This is a genomic window from Dyadobacter sp. HNCC25DJ185 (assembly GCF_056895195.1).
Genome location: NZ_JBXHAR010000002.1, coordinates 562,113 through 580,257 on the forward strand (window position 1 = coordinate 562,113; position 18,145 = coordinate 580,257).

General features: G+C 45.1%; 12 protein-coding genes. 5 read left to right on the forward strand and 7 right to left on the reverse strand.

Annotated elements, in window-relative coordinates:
- Positions 1-504: 504 nt before the first annotated feature.
- The 4 genes from porV to AC1XUF_RS07670 form a co-directional block, all read right to left on the reverse strand.
- Positions 505-1,596 (reverse strand): type IX secretion system outer membrane channel protein PorV, encoded by a 1,092-nt coding sequence (gene porV / locus AC1XUF_RS07655; RefSeq protein WP_483341089.1) that lies wholly within the window; start codon positions 1,594-1,596, stop codon positions 505-507.
- Positions 1,597-1,687: 91 nt separating this feature from the next.
- Positions 1,688-2,458 (reverse strand): DNA-formamidopyrimidine glycosylase family protein, encoded by a 771-nt coding sequence (locus AC1XUF_RS07660; protein ID WP_483341090.1) that lies wholly within the window; start codon positions 2,456-2,458, stop codon positions 1,688-1,690.
- Between the two features lie 157 nt (positions 2,459-2,615).
- Entirely contained in the window at positions 2,616-4,037 is a 1,422-nt protein-coding gene (locus AC1XUF_RS07665) for a T9SS type A sorting domain-containing protein (protein ID WP_483341091.1), read from the reverse strand.
- A 562-nt stretch (positions 4,038-4,599) separates the two neighbouring features.
- Positions 4,600-5,571: a phytanoyl-CoA dioxygenase family protein gene (locus tag AC1XUF_RS07670; protein ID WP_483341092.1), complete on the reverse strand. Its 972-nt coding sequence runs from the start codon at positions 5,569-5,571 to the stop codon at positions 4,600-4,602.
- Between the two features lie 142 nt (positions 5,572-5,713).
- On the opposite strand from AC1XUF_RS07670, the gene AC1XUF_RS07675 reads away from it, so the two are divergent.
- From AC1XUF_RS07675 to AC1XUF_RS07695, 5 genes are all read left to right on the forward strand, one after another.
- Positions 5,714-6,559: a helix-turn-helix domain-containing protein gene (locus AC1XUF_RS07675; protein WP_483341093.1), complete on the forward strand. Its 846-nt coding sequence runs from the start codon at positions 5,714-5,716 to the stop codon at positions 6,557-6,559.
- 148 nt (positions 6,560-6,707) lie between these two features.
- Positions 6,708-7,355: a 2'-5' RNA ligase family protein gene (locus tag AC1XUF_RS07680; protein ID WP_483341094.1), complete on the forward strand. Its 648-nt coding sequence runs from the start codon at positions 6,708-6,710 to the stop codon at positions 7,353-7,355.
- Positions 7,356-7,947: 592 nt separating this feature from the next.
- Positions 7,948-9,441, forward strand: a complete 1,494-nt coding sequence (locus AC1XUF_RS07685; protein ID WP_483341095.1) for a S41 family peptidase — start codon at positions 7,948-7,950, stop codon at positions 9,439-9,441.
- Positions 9,442-10,143: 702 nt separating this feature from the next.
- Positions 10,144-12,483 carry a T9SS type A sorting domain-containing protein gene (locus AC1XUF_RS07690; RefSeq protein WP_483341096.1) on the forward strand — a complete coding sequence of 780 codons (2,340 nt, stop codon included), beginning with the start codon at positions 10,144-10,146 and terminating at the stop codon, positions 12,481-12,483.
- A gap of 205 nt (positions 12,484-12,688) precedes the next feature.
- Positions 12,689-14,683, forward strand: coding sequence for a tetratricopeptide repeat-containing sensor histidine kinase (locus AC1XUF_RS07695; protein WP_483341097.1), 1,995 nt, complete (start codon positions 12,689-12,691; stop codon positions 14,681-14,683).
- Here AC1XUF_RS07695 and AC1XUF_RS07700 read toward each other — a convergent pair.
- The 3 genes from AC1XUF_RS07700 to AC1XUF_RS07710 are packed head-to-tail and all read right to left on the reverse strand — an operon-like array spanning position 14,667 to position 17,888.
- A complete protein-coding gene (locus AC1XUF_RS07700; RefSeq protein ID WP_483341098.1) occupies positions 14,667-16,370 on the reverse strand; it encodes a T3SS effector HopA1 family protein in 1,704 nt (567 codons plus the stop codon). The two genes, AC1XUF_RS07695 and AC1XUF_RS07700, sit on opposite strands and share 17 nt — an antisense overlap.
- Entirely contained in the window at positions 16,342-17,376 is a 1,035-nt protein-coding gene (locus AC1XUF_RS07705; RefSeq protein ID WP_483341099.1) for a hypothetical protein, read from the reverse strand. Before AC1XUF_RS07705 ends, AC1XUF_RS07700 begins: the two co-directional genes overlap by 29 nt.
- Positions 17,373-17,888 carry a hypothetical protein gene (locus tag AC1XUF_RS07710; RefSeq protein ID WP_483341100.1) on the reverse strand — a complete coding sequence of 172 codons (516 nt, stop codon included), beginning with the start codon at positions 17,886-17,888 and terminating at the stop codon, positions 17,373-17,375. The genes AC1XUF_RS07705 and AC1XUF_RS07710 overlap by 4 nt, the downstream gene beginning before the upstream one ends.
- Positions 17,889-18,145 lie beyond the last annotated feature (257 nt).

Genomic DNA, 18,145 nt, shown 5'->3' on the forward strand with positions numbered 1-18,145 from the left:
GCGATGCAAAATTTACAGTTAAGATACTTTACCAGACATGCATATTTCCCAGCACAGCAGAACCGGCCTGGGCTCACCTCAAAACCCGTGTCAACGGATGAATTACAATTTTGCCGTAACAAACCCTTACTAGTATACGCAAATTAGTAAACCTGCTTGCCAGAAAAATGGCCGTTCCCAACTATGACAATTGACAAGGCAAATACCCCTTTGATTCTGGCAAATACTTTTCAACAGGCTTAAATTTGTTCACGTCAATTTTTCCGAGTTTTATGACAAGCGTCCAGGAGCTAGAAAAGCAAAAAAAGTCCCACCCTCTTATCACACAAGGTGGGAGATTTTATTGATTTTACTTTGGAGAAAAAAGTGGATAAGACTTCCGTCTCCACTCCATCCAAACGAGTTATCGGCTTGTTGAAAGGGAAAATGAATCACATTGGACACTGATATTAAAAAGTATGACCTGGTGTCCATTTGGTAAGACATCCAGGTCAGGTTCGCCAATTAACTTTTTGAATTGCTGCTACCGAAATAGGCAGCAACCGACAGCCGCAAAGTCTTAGCCAAAGGACTACCCTGCGTTACGGGAATGAAATAGGAAATATCGGCTGTGTAATGCTTGAAAAGGCGGATACCAGCCCCGGCGGTCAGAAACCGGCGGTCGCCTTTTATTTTGCTTTCCCCAGAATAACCTCCCCGTAAAGCGATCTTATCCTCATACCAGTATTCAGCGCCGATGCCGACTGCTATTTCCTTCAACTCTTCCCGAAATCCATCCGGAGCATCTGAGAACGAGCCGATTATGCCTTTAACTAATGGTTTTGCATTTGGATTTTGATTGTCACGGGGAGTCGGGACCATTAGTTTACTTAAATCAGCAATGACATTCAGTCTATGTTTCCCGCTGGCGGTGTAAGAGATGCCGCCACCGATTTTCAATGTGGTAGGCAGAAAATATTCTCCTCCAGCCCCATAATCAATTTTACCACCCAGATTGGAAATGACAGCACCCAGCGACCAGTTAAAATCTTCCCCGGCTTGCTCGCTCCTGATATGTTTACGATAATAGGCGCTCAGGTCGCCAGCCACAGCGCGGCCCGGCAACAATTGCTGACCACCAATCACCCCGCTCCCGACCTCAGATGAAATGTATTTCAATGTCAGACCCATGGAAAAATTACGGCCTAACTGCCTGGCGTACATGCCACTTAAGGCTAAGTCAAATGCATGGCCGAAATTTTGAGTATTAAAATATTTGATCGAAGCTCCGATGGCCTGTTTTTCTCCCAGTTTCCTGTATGCACTGGCGTATCCAAGCCACATATCATCGACCAAATTCCTCAACCAAGGCGTATAGGAGGCCGAAATTCCGTATTTCTTGTCTGCAACCGCCAGTTTCGCGGGATTCCAGTAAGTTGCATTCGCATCCGCACTCAGCGCAACGCCTGCCTCTCCCATTCCCGCGCTCCTTGCATCAGGAGCAAAACCGAGGCTCGCGGGATAACCATTTGGAATTCGAATCTGGCCATACTGCTGGGCAGAAGCATCAAAGCATGCAAGCGCAGCAAAGCACACAAACAGATCATTTGCTTTCATTTGATGTTAGGATTAAGTTGAAGGTTTTTATAACAGCGGTTACAAAAGCAGGAACGTGACCTAACATGAATTATTATCACATTTTCGTGATTTAATACTTCACCTGCTCCTCCGTATAATACGTCTTCTTCCCTCCCACGCTTGCCGTCAAAATTTCCTTCCCAGTCGGGCTGGTTTTGCGTTTGTGGTTGTGGACGGCCATGAAATCGCGGATTTCCCCGCTGATCATATCCGGATGTTTTTCTTTTATTTTTTTGATTGAATCCTGAATTACGCTGCTAATTGCCTTGGCGAGTTTATGCACTTCTTTTTTGGGAATATTTTGGGGGCTCGAATCCGGACTGATCCGTGCCTTCCAGAGGATTTCATCTGCATAAGCATTACCAATTCCGCCAATCACTTTGGGATCAGTCAAAGCCGTTTTAATAGCTGCTTTTTTCCTCTTTAACTGCTCTTCCAGCCATTCGGGTGTCATTTCCCTGGAAAGTGCGTCGACCACTTTGTTTTCTGGTGGATTCAGCCTGGCGTTTGCGGCTTTTTGGTAATCCGTTAATACCAATGGTTTTTCATTTTCAAAAACGAAAGCTATGATGAATTTTTCAGGCAGATCGTCAGGCATGCTCAGCTGGCCATGAAGCATTAAATGCATGGAAACCAATCGATTTTCACCGAAATTGAAATAGAGCTCTTTGGCATGTCTGAAAATTTCTTTCAAAGTTTTTCCGGAAATGCTGTCATTAAATTCTTTCTCGGAAGCCTTCATCTTCGTGCCTTTACCGATCTCGACCTTTTTGAGCTTCTTATTTTTATAGATCTTCTGAAGGTTTTCTTTAAACACTTCCAGATCACATATTTCCGGCATAATGGTGTTAATTGATGAGTAGGAATCTTTCCAAAATAACTATACCAAAAAAAGACGGCGTTGGCGTTTCTGTAACGCAATTGCTGTTAGTGAATTTTCAAAAAAGAAAATGCCGGCCTGAAAACAGACCGGCATGAGTATGCATGAAATTAATCCCTTATTTTTTCACCATCACTTTGTAGCTACCCGTTACGCCGTCCTTTGTTGTTATCTTGACGATATACATCCCTGATATCAAATGTCTTACGTCGATAGAATTGGTTGATACACCGTTAGATTTGTAAACCGCCTTTCCTTTTGTATCATAAATACGGATCTCAGAAATTTGATCCAATTGAACTCCCTTGATTTTAAGTTCGTCCATAACCGGATTGGGATACATCGCCACTTTAGATTTGACTTCAGGAGTAGAATTAACATTCCATTCCGAGGGAGCTGGCGCAGCCGCAGGGCAGTCCCGCTTGGATACCTTCACTATAGCAGTGGAGTTATTTGTGTTGTAACAATCATTTTCAGTATCATAATAGAAAGCATAATATGTATTAACTAACACTGAGGCATGAGTCGGATCGAGTACCGGCCAACCTGAATGCGTTGGATTAGTATACCATATAAGTGTTGCTCCCGCCGGCAGAGGCCCAGGAAAAGCGCTGTTCAAATCCACGGTGCTAGTAACGGGGCATTCGTTGGTTAGAGAACTTTTACTTAATATCACCTGGCCATCTCCCGGAAGTGGCGGGTTGATAGTAACTGAAACCTTTGCAGTGCTAATATCGGTGTTGTAGCAATTATCCTTATAAAAAAAGGCGTAATAATCTCCAGACATATTGACCAAACTCGGGAATAGAATAGGCGTGCCCGAATGCGTATTGTTCTTAAACCAGCGAAGAAACCAGCCTTGTGGTACGACACCTGTAAATGCGTCATCGAGGTTAGCGTATGGTGAAAAACATTTATTGTGCAAGCTTGTTTTACTTAAAATAACTTGTGGATTCACTCCACATACAGCCTTGATTGCACCCGAATTGATGCTGAGATTAGCAATAGACCCTTTGGCAGTTTGCCCAAGGGTCCGGAAGGTTAATTTCGCCGTAGGCCCACTTGCCACAAACTGCAACTTTCCCGGAATCCAAACGGAAGAATTGGCAGCGCTAAAACTATATTGACTCAAATAATTCGTAGTAGCAATAGCCACTTCCGCTGCATACGCAAAATCCGTTAGGCCGGCAGGTGTGCTCGCCGACGCCGTCATGACATTATAGCTAAATTCATACAACCACCCAGCTGTGAGGCCCGTAATGGTTGTGGAAGCTTCCGTGATCACACTATTGTTGCTATACAAACTCAAAAAAGTCGCATTGGGCTGTCCTGGGACAGCGGGAACGGAGCCGTTTTTCCAGGGCTTTGCAGCATTACCCTGATAATTGGTTTTACTCGAAGTAGAGGCCGTGGCACCAATCCATGATGCCGGGGGGTTTACAGATGCTGCTCCGCTACCCGTTGGAGGGATCGTTTGGGCGCTCAACTTTACGATCGTGATAAACCCGATCAATAGTGCTAGTAATGTAAATTTTTTCATACTAAACTGGTGTGTTAAAAATGGATATTTTCATATTGAATGAAACTGATAGGCTCATTCTATTTTTTTCGAGAAGAGTTGTCATTGTTGTTAACGGGCCTGCGTAACAGATGGTGGTTTCTTTTTCATGACGTTTAATTTAGACCAGAATTTTTATTGAATTAACTCAACAAAGGTGATTGCAAACCGCTGTTTTTAAATGAATAAATGAATTAACGACAGGCCTCAGTTATTATCTGGCACCAGGCGAATCCACAAAAAAACATTTGCAATTAACTTCTATGAAGCATCATTAAATAGTTTGCTATGACGCATTTTAACTAACGGTATGCCGGTTTGCATCTTACATTTATTACAAAACGACCAATAATTACGACCTAACTGAAATACATATACGTTCAGCCATTCTTTGCTGATGATTTCAGATGTCATGACGACCACATGCAAGTGGTAAGCACAAAAAAAGCCAGGCTCAAAAGTAGCCCGGCACCAACCAAAACTCGAAAAATCCTCCTCTTTAATCCTTTCCCCTTTAACTTTTGACCCTTAAAAATTACCCCTTCTACCACCGATCCAATCCCAGCAACTTCCTCCCCAAATCCGACAATTCCGCAGTCTCATATTTCGTCTGCTCCCAATTTCGCGGATCGCCTGGAAATGCATATCCCTCCGGAGCCACACGGTTCTTCCAGGAATTGATCCGCCACTGACGTAACGCCTCGTCATCTTCCTGAGCAGGCATCATGGAGATGTATTGCGCCAGCCGGACTTTGTTTTCGCTTCTGTTCGCCCGTATTCCATGCGGTTGAGCGCTATTGAAAATCAATAAGTCGCCCGCATTCATTTTTACTTTAACCAACTCAAAACCTGTGGTATCCGGCTGAAAATGATTACGGTCTTCTGGTTGTGTCAGTTTCCAGGTATCATAAGTCCTGAAAAGCTCGGGAATGCATTGAAAGCCGCCCATATTTTCATCATCCTGATCGGCCAGCGCGAGCACCCCCTGAACATTTTGTGGCTTGGTTTCCGGATCGTAATCCCAGTGTATGAAACCCTTATAGTCAAATCCCGGCCGCAAAGGCAGATTTAGGTTGGCGCGGTCGATGGTGACCCAAAGCTTTTCCGTTCCCCAGATATCCGTAAATGCTTCATGCACTTTGGGAAACTGCCGGTTGTCCCACAAATACTGGTGATTGTAAACTTCGACCATGCCCGTGTTGGTCAGTTCTTTCATTTTCATCTCAGCCCGTGGGGCCGTATACCAGGTTTCCGGATCGTTCGGGTCCTTTTCCTCAAATTCCCAAAGGAAATCCGCAAGCCTTTTGGCCTGTTCTTTTGGAACGGCGTCTTTCACAACGATATAACCATTCGTAACCCAGAAATCCCAGTCCGTCTCGCTAAGCAAACGGAGCGGCCTCCCGTTGCTCCTGTCGTTCAGCCTCACATTACTGGATTTGGCAGTCGACGGGTTGCCGGGAATATCCTGATGCGCGTTGACAGGCGCCATCGTAGGTGCCATGGCATGATGTTCCATTTTTATTTATGTTTTTTCGTGAATTAACAAAACAAATTTACCGGATTGAACGCGCGTATTTCTACCTTTCAGATAACCACTATTTGCTCTCTATTGATATTAATTGGAAATTGTAGAGCCCATTCTGCAAATCAAGGCCCGCATGAAGATCATAAAAGAAGAAATCTTTCCTGACCGGGGCAGTTCCTTCAAAGTATTGCTTACTCCCGGCTTGAACGATACTTTTCTCTGGCATTTTCACCCGGAGTATGAAATTGTATACGTAGAAGGTACAAGCGGGACACGCCACGTGGGTGACCATACGTCGGTTTACGAAGGCAGCGACCTGGTTTTTATCGGACCCAATATCCCGCATTTGAATTTCGACTACGGCGTGCGAACCGCATGCGAACAGGTGATCATCCAGATGAAAGAGCATTTCCTAGGCAAAGACTTTATGCACCTTCCCGAGTTTGCTTCTGTTAAGGCCCTTTTCGAAAAGTCACATTATGGTATATCGTTTTCAGGCGAAATAAAACAATTGGCTGGCGAAAAACTGAAACAACTGCCCGCCCTGGAGCCATTCGACCAGCTAATAGCATTACTACAGATTCTGAAATTGCTGGCCGGCTCGGACCAAATGGAAATTCTGAATGCCACACCGGCCGCCAGTAAGTCGCTGCAAAAAGAGCAGCATCGTATGGACGCTATTTACAAATATGTGGAAACGCATTTTGATCAAAATCCTGATGTAAATTTCATTGCCGAACAGGTTAACCTCACTACCGCAGCATTCTGCCGGTTTTTCAAAAAGAATACCCGGATGACATTTACCAATTTCGTAAACCAGTACCGGATCAACCAGGCCAAGAATTATTTGTTACAGAACAAAACCATTTCCGAGGCCTGTTTTGCCGTTGGTTTTGAGAGCCTTTCTTACTTCAATCAACTTTTCCGTAAAGTCGTCGGAGAAAATCCTTCCGATTTCAAAAAAAGCTATGTGAAATAATCCGCGTTTTAAGCTAGTATTCCCACAAATTACATCCTGCCAGCCCGTTACCGAAAATATTTCAGATATTTTTGGGATCTTTTTGTTGATATTTAAAATACCAATTATTATTTTTACATGGTAATTACACTTCATCAATAATGATACTATGAAACGGGTTCACATCAACAACAACCACTGGAATACGCTGGTTAACATCCGGCATCACATGTATGAATATCTGCTGGTATTTTCGTGTGATCAGGTTACTGAGGCGCTCATCCACAATGTCAAGCGGTATTTTCAAGAAAATTACGGCTGCCATTACGCGGCCAATCTGGTTCCTCATCTTACGCTTTTCAAGTGCACGATCCATGAAAGTAAAGTAGAGCGGATCATTCAGGGTTTTTCAAAAGTCGCGAGGCATATGTCGGCCTTCCAAATCGCACTGACCCAATTCAACAAATACGAGCACGGCACTTTTTATGTCGATCTGGAATCGAATGCTTCGCAAGAAGTACTCGAATTGGTGAAAAAACTAAGAAACGAAGTTGGAAACCACGTTAAACAATGGGCGCCGGCTGAGTATCATTTTTGTGAAGACCCTCATTTTGCGGTGGCCCGGAATATGACTGCTTTACAAACTGAAAGAGCTGTCATGGACTGGCTTTACCGGGAATTTCAGGCGTCTTTTCAGGCCAATGAAATGAAATTAATGCGACGTTCACTGATCAATGGCGCTAAATATGAAACGGTCGCACGATTTCCGCTTTTAGGGATGAAAGAAGGGCAGTATATGCAGGCTTCGCTGTTTTGAATAATAAATTGTGCCTTCCTGTCACGCGTGAGTTGCCCCTTCTAGTATTTCATCTGGAACTTGTGTTCGAGGTAAAACCAAGGTAAATCAACTTGCGCGAAAAAGGCTGTCCGGTCCAGCCAAATTTTTTCATTTCACTTACATGCAATTCCTCAAAAGCAGAGTATTCCGATTTAAAAATTCCACTGCACAAGTTCATTCAGTTTCACTGCTATAGTCTCATTGGCAGTGGCGCAATCTGACGTTTCGATATTGGCAACATTACTCACCATGTAGCCTATCAAAGAATCATGATGGCAGAAAATGGCAAAAAGAAATAGCGGATAAAATGCGGAAAAGGACGTGTAAAATGGAAGACCATCATCGGAATTGCTACGAAGTGCGAAAGAGTTGCTTTATAAGTTTCATTGGAAGTCATAATTTAGGTCTTAATCCTATCTGCAAACCGATGTTTCCGCAAGGCGGTAAACAAATAATTCTTTAAAAGTTACGCATTCATTCCGTAACCTTTCTCAAAAACGACAGTTTTCATATCGCCTTTAGTCTTTCCCAAGGTTCAATAATTCTCTAATCCATCCCTAAATGAACCGGCATGAAAATTCTCTGTTTACTGACATTGTTTTTGTCGTCGTTAAGCACGCTAGCTCAAAAAAAAGAACCAGCAAACTATGCTGTCGCTAAACAATATTTACCCAAAGCGTTACAAGAAGACTTTTCGATTTTCCGGAAGGCGCTGGAAACTACCTATCCAAGTCTATATCGGTATTCCGATTCAATTGCCATTGGTGCTTATTTGGACAGGCAACGGGGTTTGCTCAACAAACCAATGGACGAAACTGAATTTTACAAAATAATTGCGCTCAGCTGTGCCCGTGTAAACGATGAGCATCTGATTGCCAGACCTTCGCCTGATTATTTCACGGATCATTACTTCAGGAAGGTTAAAAGTTTTCCGTTTACGTTCAAGATCATCAATCGCCGGTTTTACATTTTAAGAAGTGCGTTCAATCCGTCTCCAATAAAGTTAGGTTCCGAACTTATTTCCATCAATGGGCGGCCAATGGAGGAGATCTTAAACCTGTTACTCCCTACCATTCCTTCCGACGGTTATATCCAGACGTTTGATGTCAGACACCTGGAAGATTATTCAACGACTCAGGTCGAAAACCTGTTTGATTTGCATTATCCATTTTTTGTGGAGCAGGCTACCTCTTTTCGGCTCGAATATATTCCATTTGATGATCCTTCGGTCAAGCAAACCATAGAAGTTCCCGGTCTGACGAGAGAAGCGTACAGAAAATTTTACGATGAGCGGCGGACCCTGGATCCACCACTCACGTTTAAGTATTTGAAAAATGGAGTAGCATATTTAAAAATTACGTCTTTTCTGGGATGGCACCGACGAGCGTTCAAACAAAATTTCGATTCACTATATCAGGCTATTTTTGAAGAGCTTCGGATCAAAAACACACAAAATCTGATTTTGGACCTGAGAAATAACGAGGGAGGGGATCATACCGGCGAAGAACTGATCTCCTACTTGCTTGAAAAGCCCTATAAGCACTTTGATTATATCGAGAAAAGATACGTGGGTCTTCCTCCGGTAAGTAATTATCTTGAGAATGGAAAAGATCTTTACCTGGCGGATTCGATTTTCTACAAAGTGCCTACCGGCAACTACCGGGTAAAGAAAGAATATTTGCACAATTGGACGCCGCTATTACTGGAGCAGCAACCCAAGGAAAATCACTTCAACGGGCAATTGACGGTACTAGCCAATGGTGCTTCGGGCTCGATGGCTGCAATAGTCTGCAGTTTTCTGAAATCGAATCGGCGGGCTGTATTTGTTGGTGAAGAAACCGGTGGGGCAATGGAAGGTCCAACTTCAAGGTCTTCTGCGAAATTAAAACTACCCAATACCTGCGTCAGTATTGATGTGCCATTAACCAAAACAGTTAATTCAGTAAAGTTTACAAAAGGCAGAGGGGTCATCCCGGATTATCTGATCGAACCTACCATCGAGGATCTGCTTTGTGGCGAGGATACAGAACTAAACTTTGCATTGAAGCTAATCGATCGAAAATAACTGGAATTCGCCGCAATATGCTCCGAACGTTGAATTTTGTAAAATATAGATCTCGATACACTACGTGTCAACATAGCTAAAAACCCACCTACCTTGTTATCAGTAATTTATGTTCTAAAACTCACTTTATTTTTGAAAATTATTCCCTAACATTGTACTATTATTTCTAACAATAATACTCAACGATTATGAAACCAGCCTATACATCTTCTGAGTAATCAAAAATGCCCCTGAAATTTTGCTCCCCTACATTTCCGCACCTGTGTATGTGAGCGATCCTTATATTTCCAGACCAACTCCGCGACATACCCCATGATCAAAACTTTACTTTCTTGCATTGCATTAACATGTTTTTTGCTATGCCCTCAGGCACCATCAGTGGCCCGCGTCGCGGGCAAAGAGCCAGTAAATACGCCTAATCTCATTCACCCCATTCACAATACCGATAAATCGCTTTGGGCAGTTTTTGTCCAGTCTAGCCGATTTGATTATAATCTCAGTGATAGAGAAAAAAATACTCTGAATGTTGAAGACCCTTCATGCCCGTTAACTTTAACAAGTGCATCCACCTTTTTTGACTGTACTAGGTCGACTATAAGACTAAATGCCAATACTACTGCGCCTAACCCGAGTTATCTTTGGAACACAGGAGCAACCACACGATTTATCGATGTTAGCCTGGCAGGAACTTACACCGTTACAATGACCAGCGGGAGCTGTACCTCAACTCTCTCTAAAACCATAACCGGAACTAGTGGGCAGGCAGCTGTCAGCATTTCAGGCAATACGGTGATCAGCTGTACCCAGCCAAGTGTAAAACTTACCGCCAGTACCAGTTCGCCAGGAGCAACTTATTTGTGGAGTAATGGTGCTACAACTAAAACAATTTCCGTCGCGGACGCCGGTACCTACACCGTTACAATGACCAGCGGAACATGTACGGCCACTGATTCGAAAATCGTAACAGGAAGCTCACAGGCCCCCGTCGTCACTATTACGAGCCCTGCAACTCAACTGACATGCGCGACACCTCAAATCAAGCTTACCGCTGTGACTACTGCAACCAATGCTACTTATAAATGGAACACGGGTGAAACCACAAAAGAGATAACCGTGACAACTGCTGGCACCTACTTGGTGGAAATGACCAGCAACGGATGTAAAGCGCTTTATTCTGCGGCTATTACCGGAAGTGCCGCACCCGCCAGCGTCAGCATCGATGGTCCAACCGAGCTGAATTGCGCGCAGCCCAATGCAACCCTTACTGCCAGTACTAGTTTTCCGGCAGCTACTTATAAATGGAGCACCGGTGCGAAAACAGCAGCCATTAACGTCACCAACGCAGGGACATACACGGTCACTATGACCAGCGGGAGCTGTACGGCAACATCTTCTAAAACGATAACTAAAACCAACGTAGGACTTCCTGTAACCATAACCGGCGATACCGCCCTAAGTTGTATCAAACAAAATGTTACCCTAACCGCGACTACAACAGCAGCAACCCCGACCTATCTATGGAGCACCGGCGCGACGACGGCAGCCATTAATGCCAATGCATACGGTATTTACAGTGTCACCGTTACCAGTGGCAACTGTACAGGCAAAGATTCTGCTTTTGTAACCGGTAGCGCAGAAGCGCCCACCGTTACAATCACAAGCCCGACTACTAAATTGAGCTGCGCTACGGGAAGTATCAGGTTAACGGCCGCCACGCTCTCAGCCAGCCCAACATACAAGTGGAGTACCGGAGAAACCACCAGGCAGATTTATGTCACCAAAGCTGGGACATATACGGTCACAATTACGAGTGGGGGCTGTACGGCCACGTTTTCCAAAGTCATTACCGGCAGTAACGAGCCAGCCACAGTCACGATATCCGGGGACACGGAAATAAACTGTGCTAGGCAAAGTGTGACACTTACTGCCAGCAGCACATCACCGGGCGCTACCTACGAGTGGAGCAATATGGTCAAGGGACCGTCCATCACGGTTTCCAACATAGGCACATACTCGGTTACCATGTACAGTGGAAGTTGCACCGCACAAGCTTCCAAAGTAGTAACGGTGAATACCGCAGGACCTTCGGTAACCATAACCGGCGATACCGCCCTAAGTTGTATCAAACAAAATGTTACCTTAACCGCGGCTACAACAGCAACAAACCCGACCTATCTATGGAGCACCGGCGCGACGACGGCAGCCATTAATGCCAATGCATACGGTATTTACAGTGTCACCGTTACCAGTGGCAACTGTACAGGCAAAGATTCTGCTTTTGTAACCGGTAGTGCAGAAGCGCCCACCGTTACAATCACAAGCCCGACTACTAAATTGAGCTGCGCTACGGGAAGTATCAGATTAACGGCCGCCACGCTCTCAGCCAGCCCAACATACAAGTGGAGTACCGGAGAAACCACCAGGCAGATTTATGTCACCAAAGCTGGGACATATACGGTCACAATTACGAGCGGGGGCTGTACGGCCACGTTTTCCAAGGTCATTACCGGGAGTAACGAGCCAGCCACAGTCACGATATCCGGGGACACGGAAATTAACTGTGCTAGGCAAAGTGTGACGCTTACTGCCAGCAGCACATCACCAGGCGCTACCTACGAGTGGAGCAATATGGTCAAGGGACCGTCCATCACGGTTTCCAACATAGGCACATACTCGGTTACCATGTACAGTGGAAGTTGCACCGCACAAGCTTCCAAAGTGGTAACGGTGAATACCAGCGGCTGTAACAGCCGACTGAGTGCTATTGACGAAATGCAGACAAACGCCCCACCCCTGTCCCTGTCCACTTATCCAAACCCCGCACACCAAAAGCTGGAGGCCGAAATAATCAGCAATGGAAGGAATCCGGTATACCTTCGCCTGCTGAATATGAAAGGCATAGTCGTTACCGAAAGAGACCTTGCACCTTTTGATGGGACGCAGAAGGTGAACATCCCGGTCGAGCGTTTTTCTGTTGGACTTTATTTTTTAGAAGTGACCTCCGGAGAGGAGAAGGTTTACAAACGCATGATAATCGACTGACCAAGGCGTTCAACAATTAAATAGAAGGCCGTCTCTGTAGTCGAGGCGGCCTTTTATTCTGTAGTACAAACGCCCAAGTAGTCAAATATATACTCTTGCAGAATCATCGCACTTCCTGCCTCAAATCCTGCTCGTTCACAAAAAGTGTCAAATCCACACTCTGTATTGAATATTTTGAGTATTTTTCAATGCCAAACCCACTCACATGTTCTTCTTTATCATCCATACGACAAGGAGCACATCCAGACGTAATTACTCGATGGTCCGCCATTTGTTGTTGACTATTATTATGACGTTCCCATTATGGTGTGTTGGACAGATCCCCTACCAGGACAGCCTCCGTCAAGTGCTCAGCAAAATACCCCGGAACGTTCATTCGCTCGCGAGCGACACCGCCAGGGTGACGATTTTATGTAAATTAGGAAGCGGGAAAGATCAGAATGGACTATTTATTGGAAATTACGAACAATGTATCGTTTGGTTGAACGAAGCCGATAGTTTATCAAAAAGACACAATTGGACCAGAGGTTTATTAATGTCCAATCTGTACACCGGAGTATGGCACGCCTGGAAAGGGAATACGTTAAAGAGCTTGCAAAAGATGCAAAAGGCTGCCTACTACGCCGAAAAACTAAAAGAACCGCTTTGGCTATCCAAAAGCTATCGCCACCTGGGCGACCTTTATTATCTTCTCGGAAATTACAATCAGTCTATTCACTATCTGACACTTGCGCTGGATCCCGCAATGAAAAGCGATCAGGTCACTTATCTCATTGTCCTCCAAAATCTTGGAACTTCCTATTTTGGAAAAAAGGACTATAAGAAGGCGTCATTTTGGATGGAAAAGGCGTACGGGGCTTGCGTCCGCGCCAAGAATGAGCAGATGCTAAAATACGTGATCCTGAATTGGGCCGAAGTATGTATTGCCGCGGGAGACATCCGAAAGCTCAACGCACTGATGACTGAATATCCTGACGTGCGGTTTACCGACCGCGCCTGGGATGTACACTTTTTTTCGCTCAATGCACAACGCCATCTTTTGGAAAATGACGCAGCTGGCGCATTAAAGGAACTAAAAAAGGGGGTGGTTTACATAGATCAAGCCAGTGATGAGCATCGGCAGGAGATGTATTTTCAATTTTCGCGGGCTTACGAACGTCTGGGTAACCCAGCTCAGTCGCTTGCCTATTACAAACGCTACGCGGCGTTGTGGGAAAAGGACACCAAGTCGTTTCAACAGAGGCAATCGGAGTATCTTAAGTACGAATATGAGAACCTGCGGCAAAAAGATGCCATTAAAATGCTCAATAAGAACGTTGAGCAAGAAAAAAGCGCACGGAACCGGTTGTGGATCGGGATCGCCCTCGCATTTTCTTTTGTAGTCCTTCTGATTTACAATAATCGCCTTTTAACCCTGAAAAACCGACTCATCGAAACCCAGCGCAACGAGATGCTGACTTTAAAAGACCAGTTAGCCGATTCGAACGAACAATTGGTCAGGTTCAATGATGAACTGGAGGAGAAAGTAGCCAAACGGACCGAAGAACTGCTGATCGCGAATGAGCAGCTTACCCGGAAAAACCGCGAGATCAGCGAAGCCTTTGTAAACGGAAAAACCCAGGAACGTAAACGTGTGGCCTCAGAATTACACGATAACCTGGGAAGCACGATTTCAGGGCTGATATGGCAGTTGCAAAATATTATGCCGGAAAACCTCTCGATCAAAGAACAGGAAATCTATGAAGGCCTTATCTCTCAAATGCAGAACGCTTATTCCGAAATCAGGCATATATCGCATCACCTGGTTCCCACGGAATTGGAAAGAGGCCTCGACGCGGCTTTGGAGCGGCTATTACATGATCTGAACGCCAATCCCAGGATCAATTTCCAGCTCAAAGGGGATTATCCCAGAAACCTGATCACCAGGGAAAAAGAGGTCGAACTCTACAGTATCTGTCTTGAACTGATCAATAACACGATCAAACACTCCGAGTCGACCCAATGTCTTCTCACGTTCGCGGCTGCCGATTCCACGATCGAACTGGTGCTGAGCGACAATGGCAAAGGGTTTGATACGACTGCCCTGACCAAGCGGGGGAAAGGGTTGGCGAATATTCAGGAACGCGTCAAATCATTGCAAGGGACGTTCCTCATCGATTCAGAACTCGGGCGCGGGGCCAGGTTTAAAGTTTCAATCTGACAATTGCATAGGGATTGTGCAGGCGCAGGTATGCATAGCCATATGCTGCGAATCCGAAACGGATGTCTGCACAGAAATGGTCGCTCCCGTCCAGCATATTGCCTATCGGCCTTTCAACGTCGATATGGCTATTGATAATGTGCGCTAATATTCCTGTAGGTGAAAGTCTGGGTAACTCGTCACCATCGAGAGCGGCCCTGATTTCATCCTTTAACTGCTGGCTGCAAAATCTTTCAGATGCTCCGACGTTATTTTTGTTATTGACAAATAGATCTTTTCCGGCGGAATCTATATTTCCCGGCAAGTTCGCATTCATGGCTTCATAAAAGTTTTTCGCACATGCCAGCACATGCTCAATCACTTTATCCCTGATTTCCAATTTGATAAACCCTTCCAGGAAAGTAATTACCCCCCACAGTCCGGCGAAGCCATTTTGAGTCTCCAGCAGCCGGTATCCGCATTGAGTGGCATCTATTGCCTGATAGCTCATCCAGTTACATTGTCCTTCGCTGATCCAAATGGCTTCCCTGCATAAAAGCCGGGCGATGTACCATGCAGCTGCCAAAGGTTTGTTCCCGCCGGTTTCGTAAAATAAAAAGGGTTTATTTTGGGTGAAAACAGAAAAATCGAACCGGAAACGCTGCTCAGGATTGAGATAAAAATCGGAAAGGCTTCCCCAGGTGTCAACGAGGCGCTTTTCCAAAGCTGCGGGATCGGGATTCGCCTGGAGGTCTATGATTGCCTTCGCAATGGCAGTCGCCCTGGCGACCCCAAAACTGGTCGTTTCATTATTGGGACTGATCGCGAAACCGATACCGTGCATCAACGGCTTTACAAAGTAAGGTAGTCCCGGATTGAGAAAACGGCAGATATCTTCATGGACAGACCGCAACAGGATCGCAGCAATGTCAAAATGCCTGCGCTCAACATACAACACACAGTGATCGCTGCGCTGAAATTCCTTGTTTTTCAAAGCGAACTTTAATTGGAAGGGGATCAGCCGTTCATTGAACACATTAGAGATTTTTGAAATTACAGCCGGAATAGAAATAACCAACTTATCAACGTCAAGCCGAAGGTAAAATCGAACAACCGCGCCCGGCCCGCTATTATCCAATGGATATTTACCGAAAACATATTTATAATCCAGCCCTATTTCAAATTTAGGGAATAGCATACTCAGGTACTGGGTTTCTCTGAAATCGGCCTTCCCGTCTTTTGGGTCGAAACGCTCAAGAACCAGCTCGTCTTCTGCAAACTGCCGTGCCTCCACGATCCGGGTTTCATACCCCAGGGTCAGTACAGGGCGTTCGAGCTCCTGCCCTTTACGATCGTACCTCCAGAAACGGTTCCTCCAGTAAGCATTTGCCCCATCCTCGAACATTTCATCAAATGGGAAGTGATTTTCTTCCGAACGGCCGTTCACAGGGATATTTCCTCTGTTCTGATAGTAGTGTATATAGATCCAGTTGATCAAAAGAAATTCAAAAAGCTCCCTGTCGGGCAGCTTGTCGGTCACTTCCACATGATACCGGTCGCAGAGTGTCTGTCTGATGCCCGAGCCACCACAGCTAAGGTCAATGAGCGTATTGCCATTGAAAACGATATTGGCTACGATCTTACCAATCTGGTCTCTGACAATCTGCTCATACGCAACATCACTTATTAAGGAGGAATATTCGCTCATAACATTTATCCGTATCTTCTATGAGGGTTAGGCCGTATTTTAAATCCAGCGTTTTTCGGCTCGAAATGAATAATTGCAATAAATAAATGCCTGCCCATTGCAGTATCTCCTTTTGCTCCTCCGGTGAAATCAAACCGTAGCCTTTGCAGAAACTGACAATGCACGGGTAAACATCGGCCGTCGATCGTTTCAGTATCCGCGAAGGAAGATTGGGCAAATCCGTGTCTTGCAGTAGACTTCCGACAAAAGCCGCTAAATCCCAAAACCAGGCACCATAGCTGACATATTCAAAATCGAACAGGAACACATTATTACCCTTCTTGCCAAAGTTCCTAATGTCGCTGTCTCCATGTATCAATCCTTTGATACCCTCTTTCCACTCTTTTCGCCATTCCAGAACACGCTCAGTACGGGTCGCCAGATAACTCAGCAACTGATTGATATAGATGTCGTTTCTAAGCTTAAGACTGAGTATGTCAGAATTGGTCATTCTGATGATCATCGGCTCGTAACGTTTGAAGTCGTCTACCCAGGCTGTCTGCCTGGGATAGATTTCTTCAATCGCCGTTTTTTCGCACGTGTCATGCAAAAGCCTAAGGATCCTGCCGGCCTCTCTGTAGGTACTTGCTCCCTGGTGAACGATAGGCCCTATACCGCGCAGGTAGCTTGTCATAATGATACCATTGTAATCATCATAATAGACATACCTGGGCAGGTAGGCAGCCAGCTCTTTCCTCCAATTGTCATTGACCATCAGATAGAACTGCGCTTCACTCCTGATATCAGTGAGGTTACTATCGGAAAGACTTCTCGATTGTTTAAAAAAAAAGTTTAGCTGATCATTCCGAATGTCAACACAGATGAAGCATTTGTTACGGGATTCTGTTGGATGCTCCGCAAAAGCCAGCCCATAGACGTGCTTCCAGTCAACGTCCTTGTAATCACCAGAAAATTCTACCGAGTCGGCCAGATAATTGGCCAGCTTGTACGCCGAAAGGGCTATCATCGGGCCAGCCTTCTTGTGTGCGTATGCGTAATATTGAATGGTTCGTCGTCATTCGTTTCGAGGAATGCGTTCAGGGAGCTTTTCATCTCCCGAAGATTCACCGACGGCTTGATCTCCCCTTTTTCCAGCCAGGTATCCAGCGCGGTGTAGTCATTTTGAATGGAAAGAAATTTGGCTTGAGGGAAAAACAGGATCTCATATTCTGTTCCGGCCGACTCTCTTTCAGTTTCCGGAAAGGTAACACCTGTTTCTTCCCAATAAAAAACATTATCGGTCAGATCATACCGAAAATACACGTTCCGCTGATCGGACGTCGTGGCTTCATCATTAACGCCACCTCCTTTATTGAACATCAGGATGCGGTAGGTAGCAGGATCGTCTTCCGACAAACCCTCTGCCTCCCTGAGCAGGGAATTTACGGCATCATTGCACTCATAAAGGATGCCTTTTACCGCGATTAAAGCGTCGTCGATGTTGTACCTGAAATTGGCGATTTCTTGTGGCGTAGCCATAATAGTTGAGGGTTTTGGTTAGATATATTGAACACAAATTAAAAAGCACTTTTTCTCAAAAGTTTATCCACGGTTACTAATAAATAATTATTACGATGACCAGTGTGCGTTTACTGATGAATATTCCGCAGGATAATCAGAAAAGTGACAGGTCAAAATTATGCAAAGCGGCTATAGGGGCAAACCGGAAATTCACCCTTCGTTTGACGGTATTAAAACCGAAGTGTTACGGACAGCCACGTTGTCAATATCCCGAT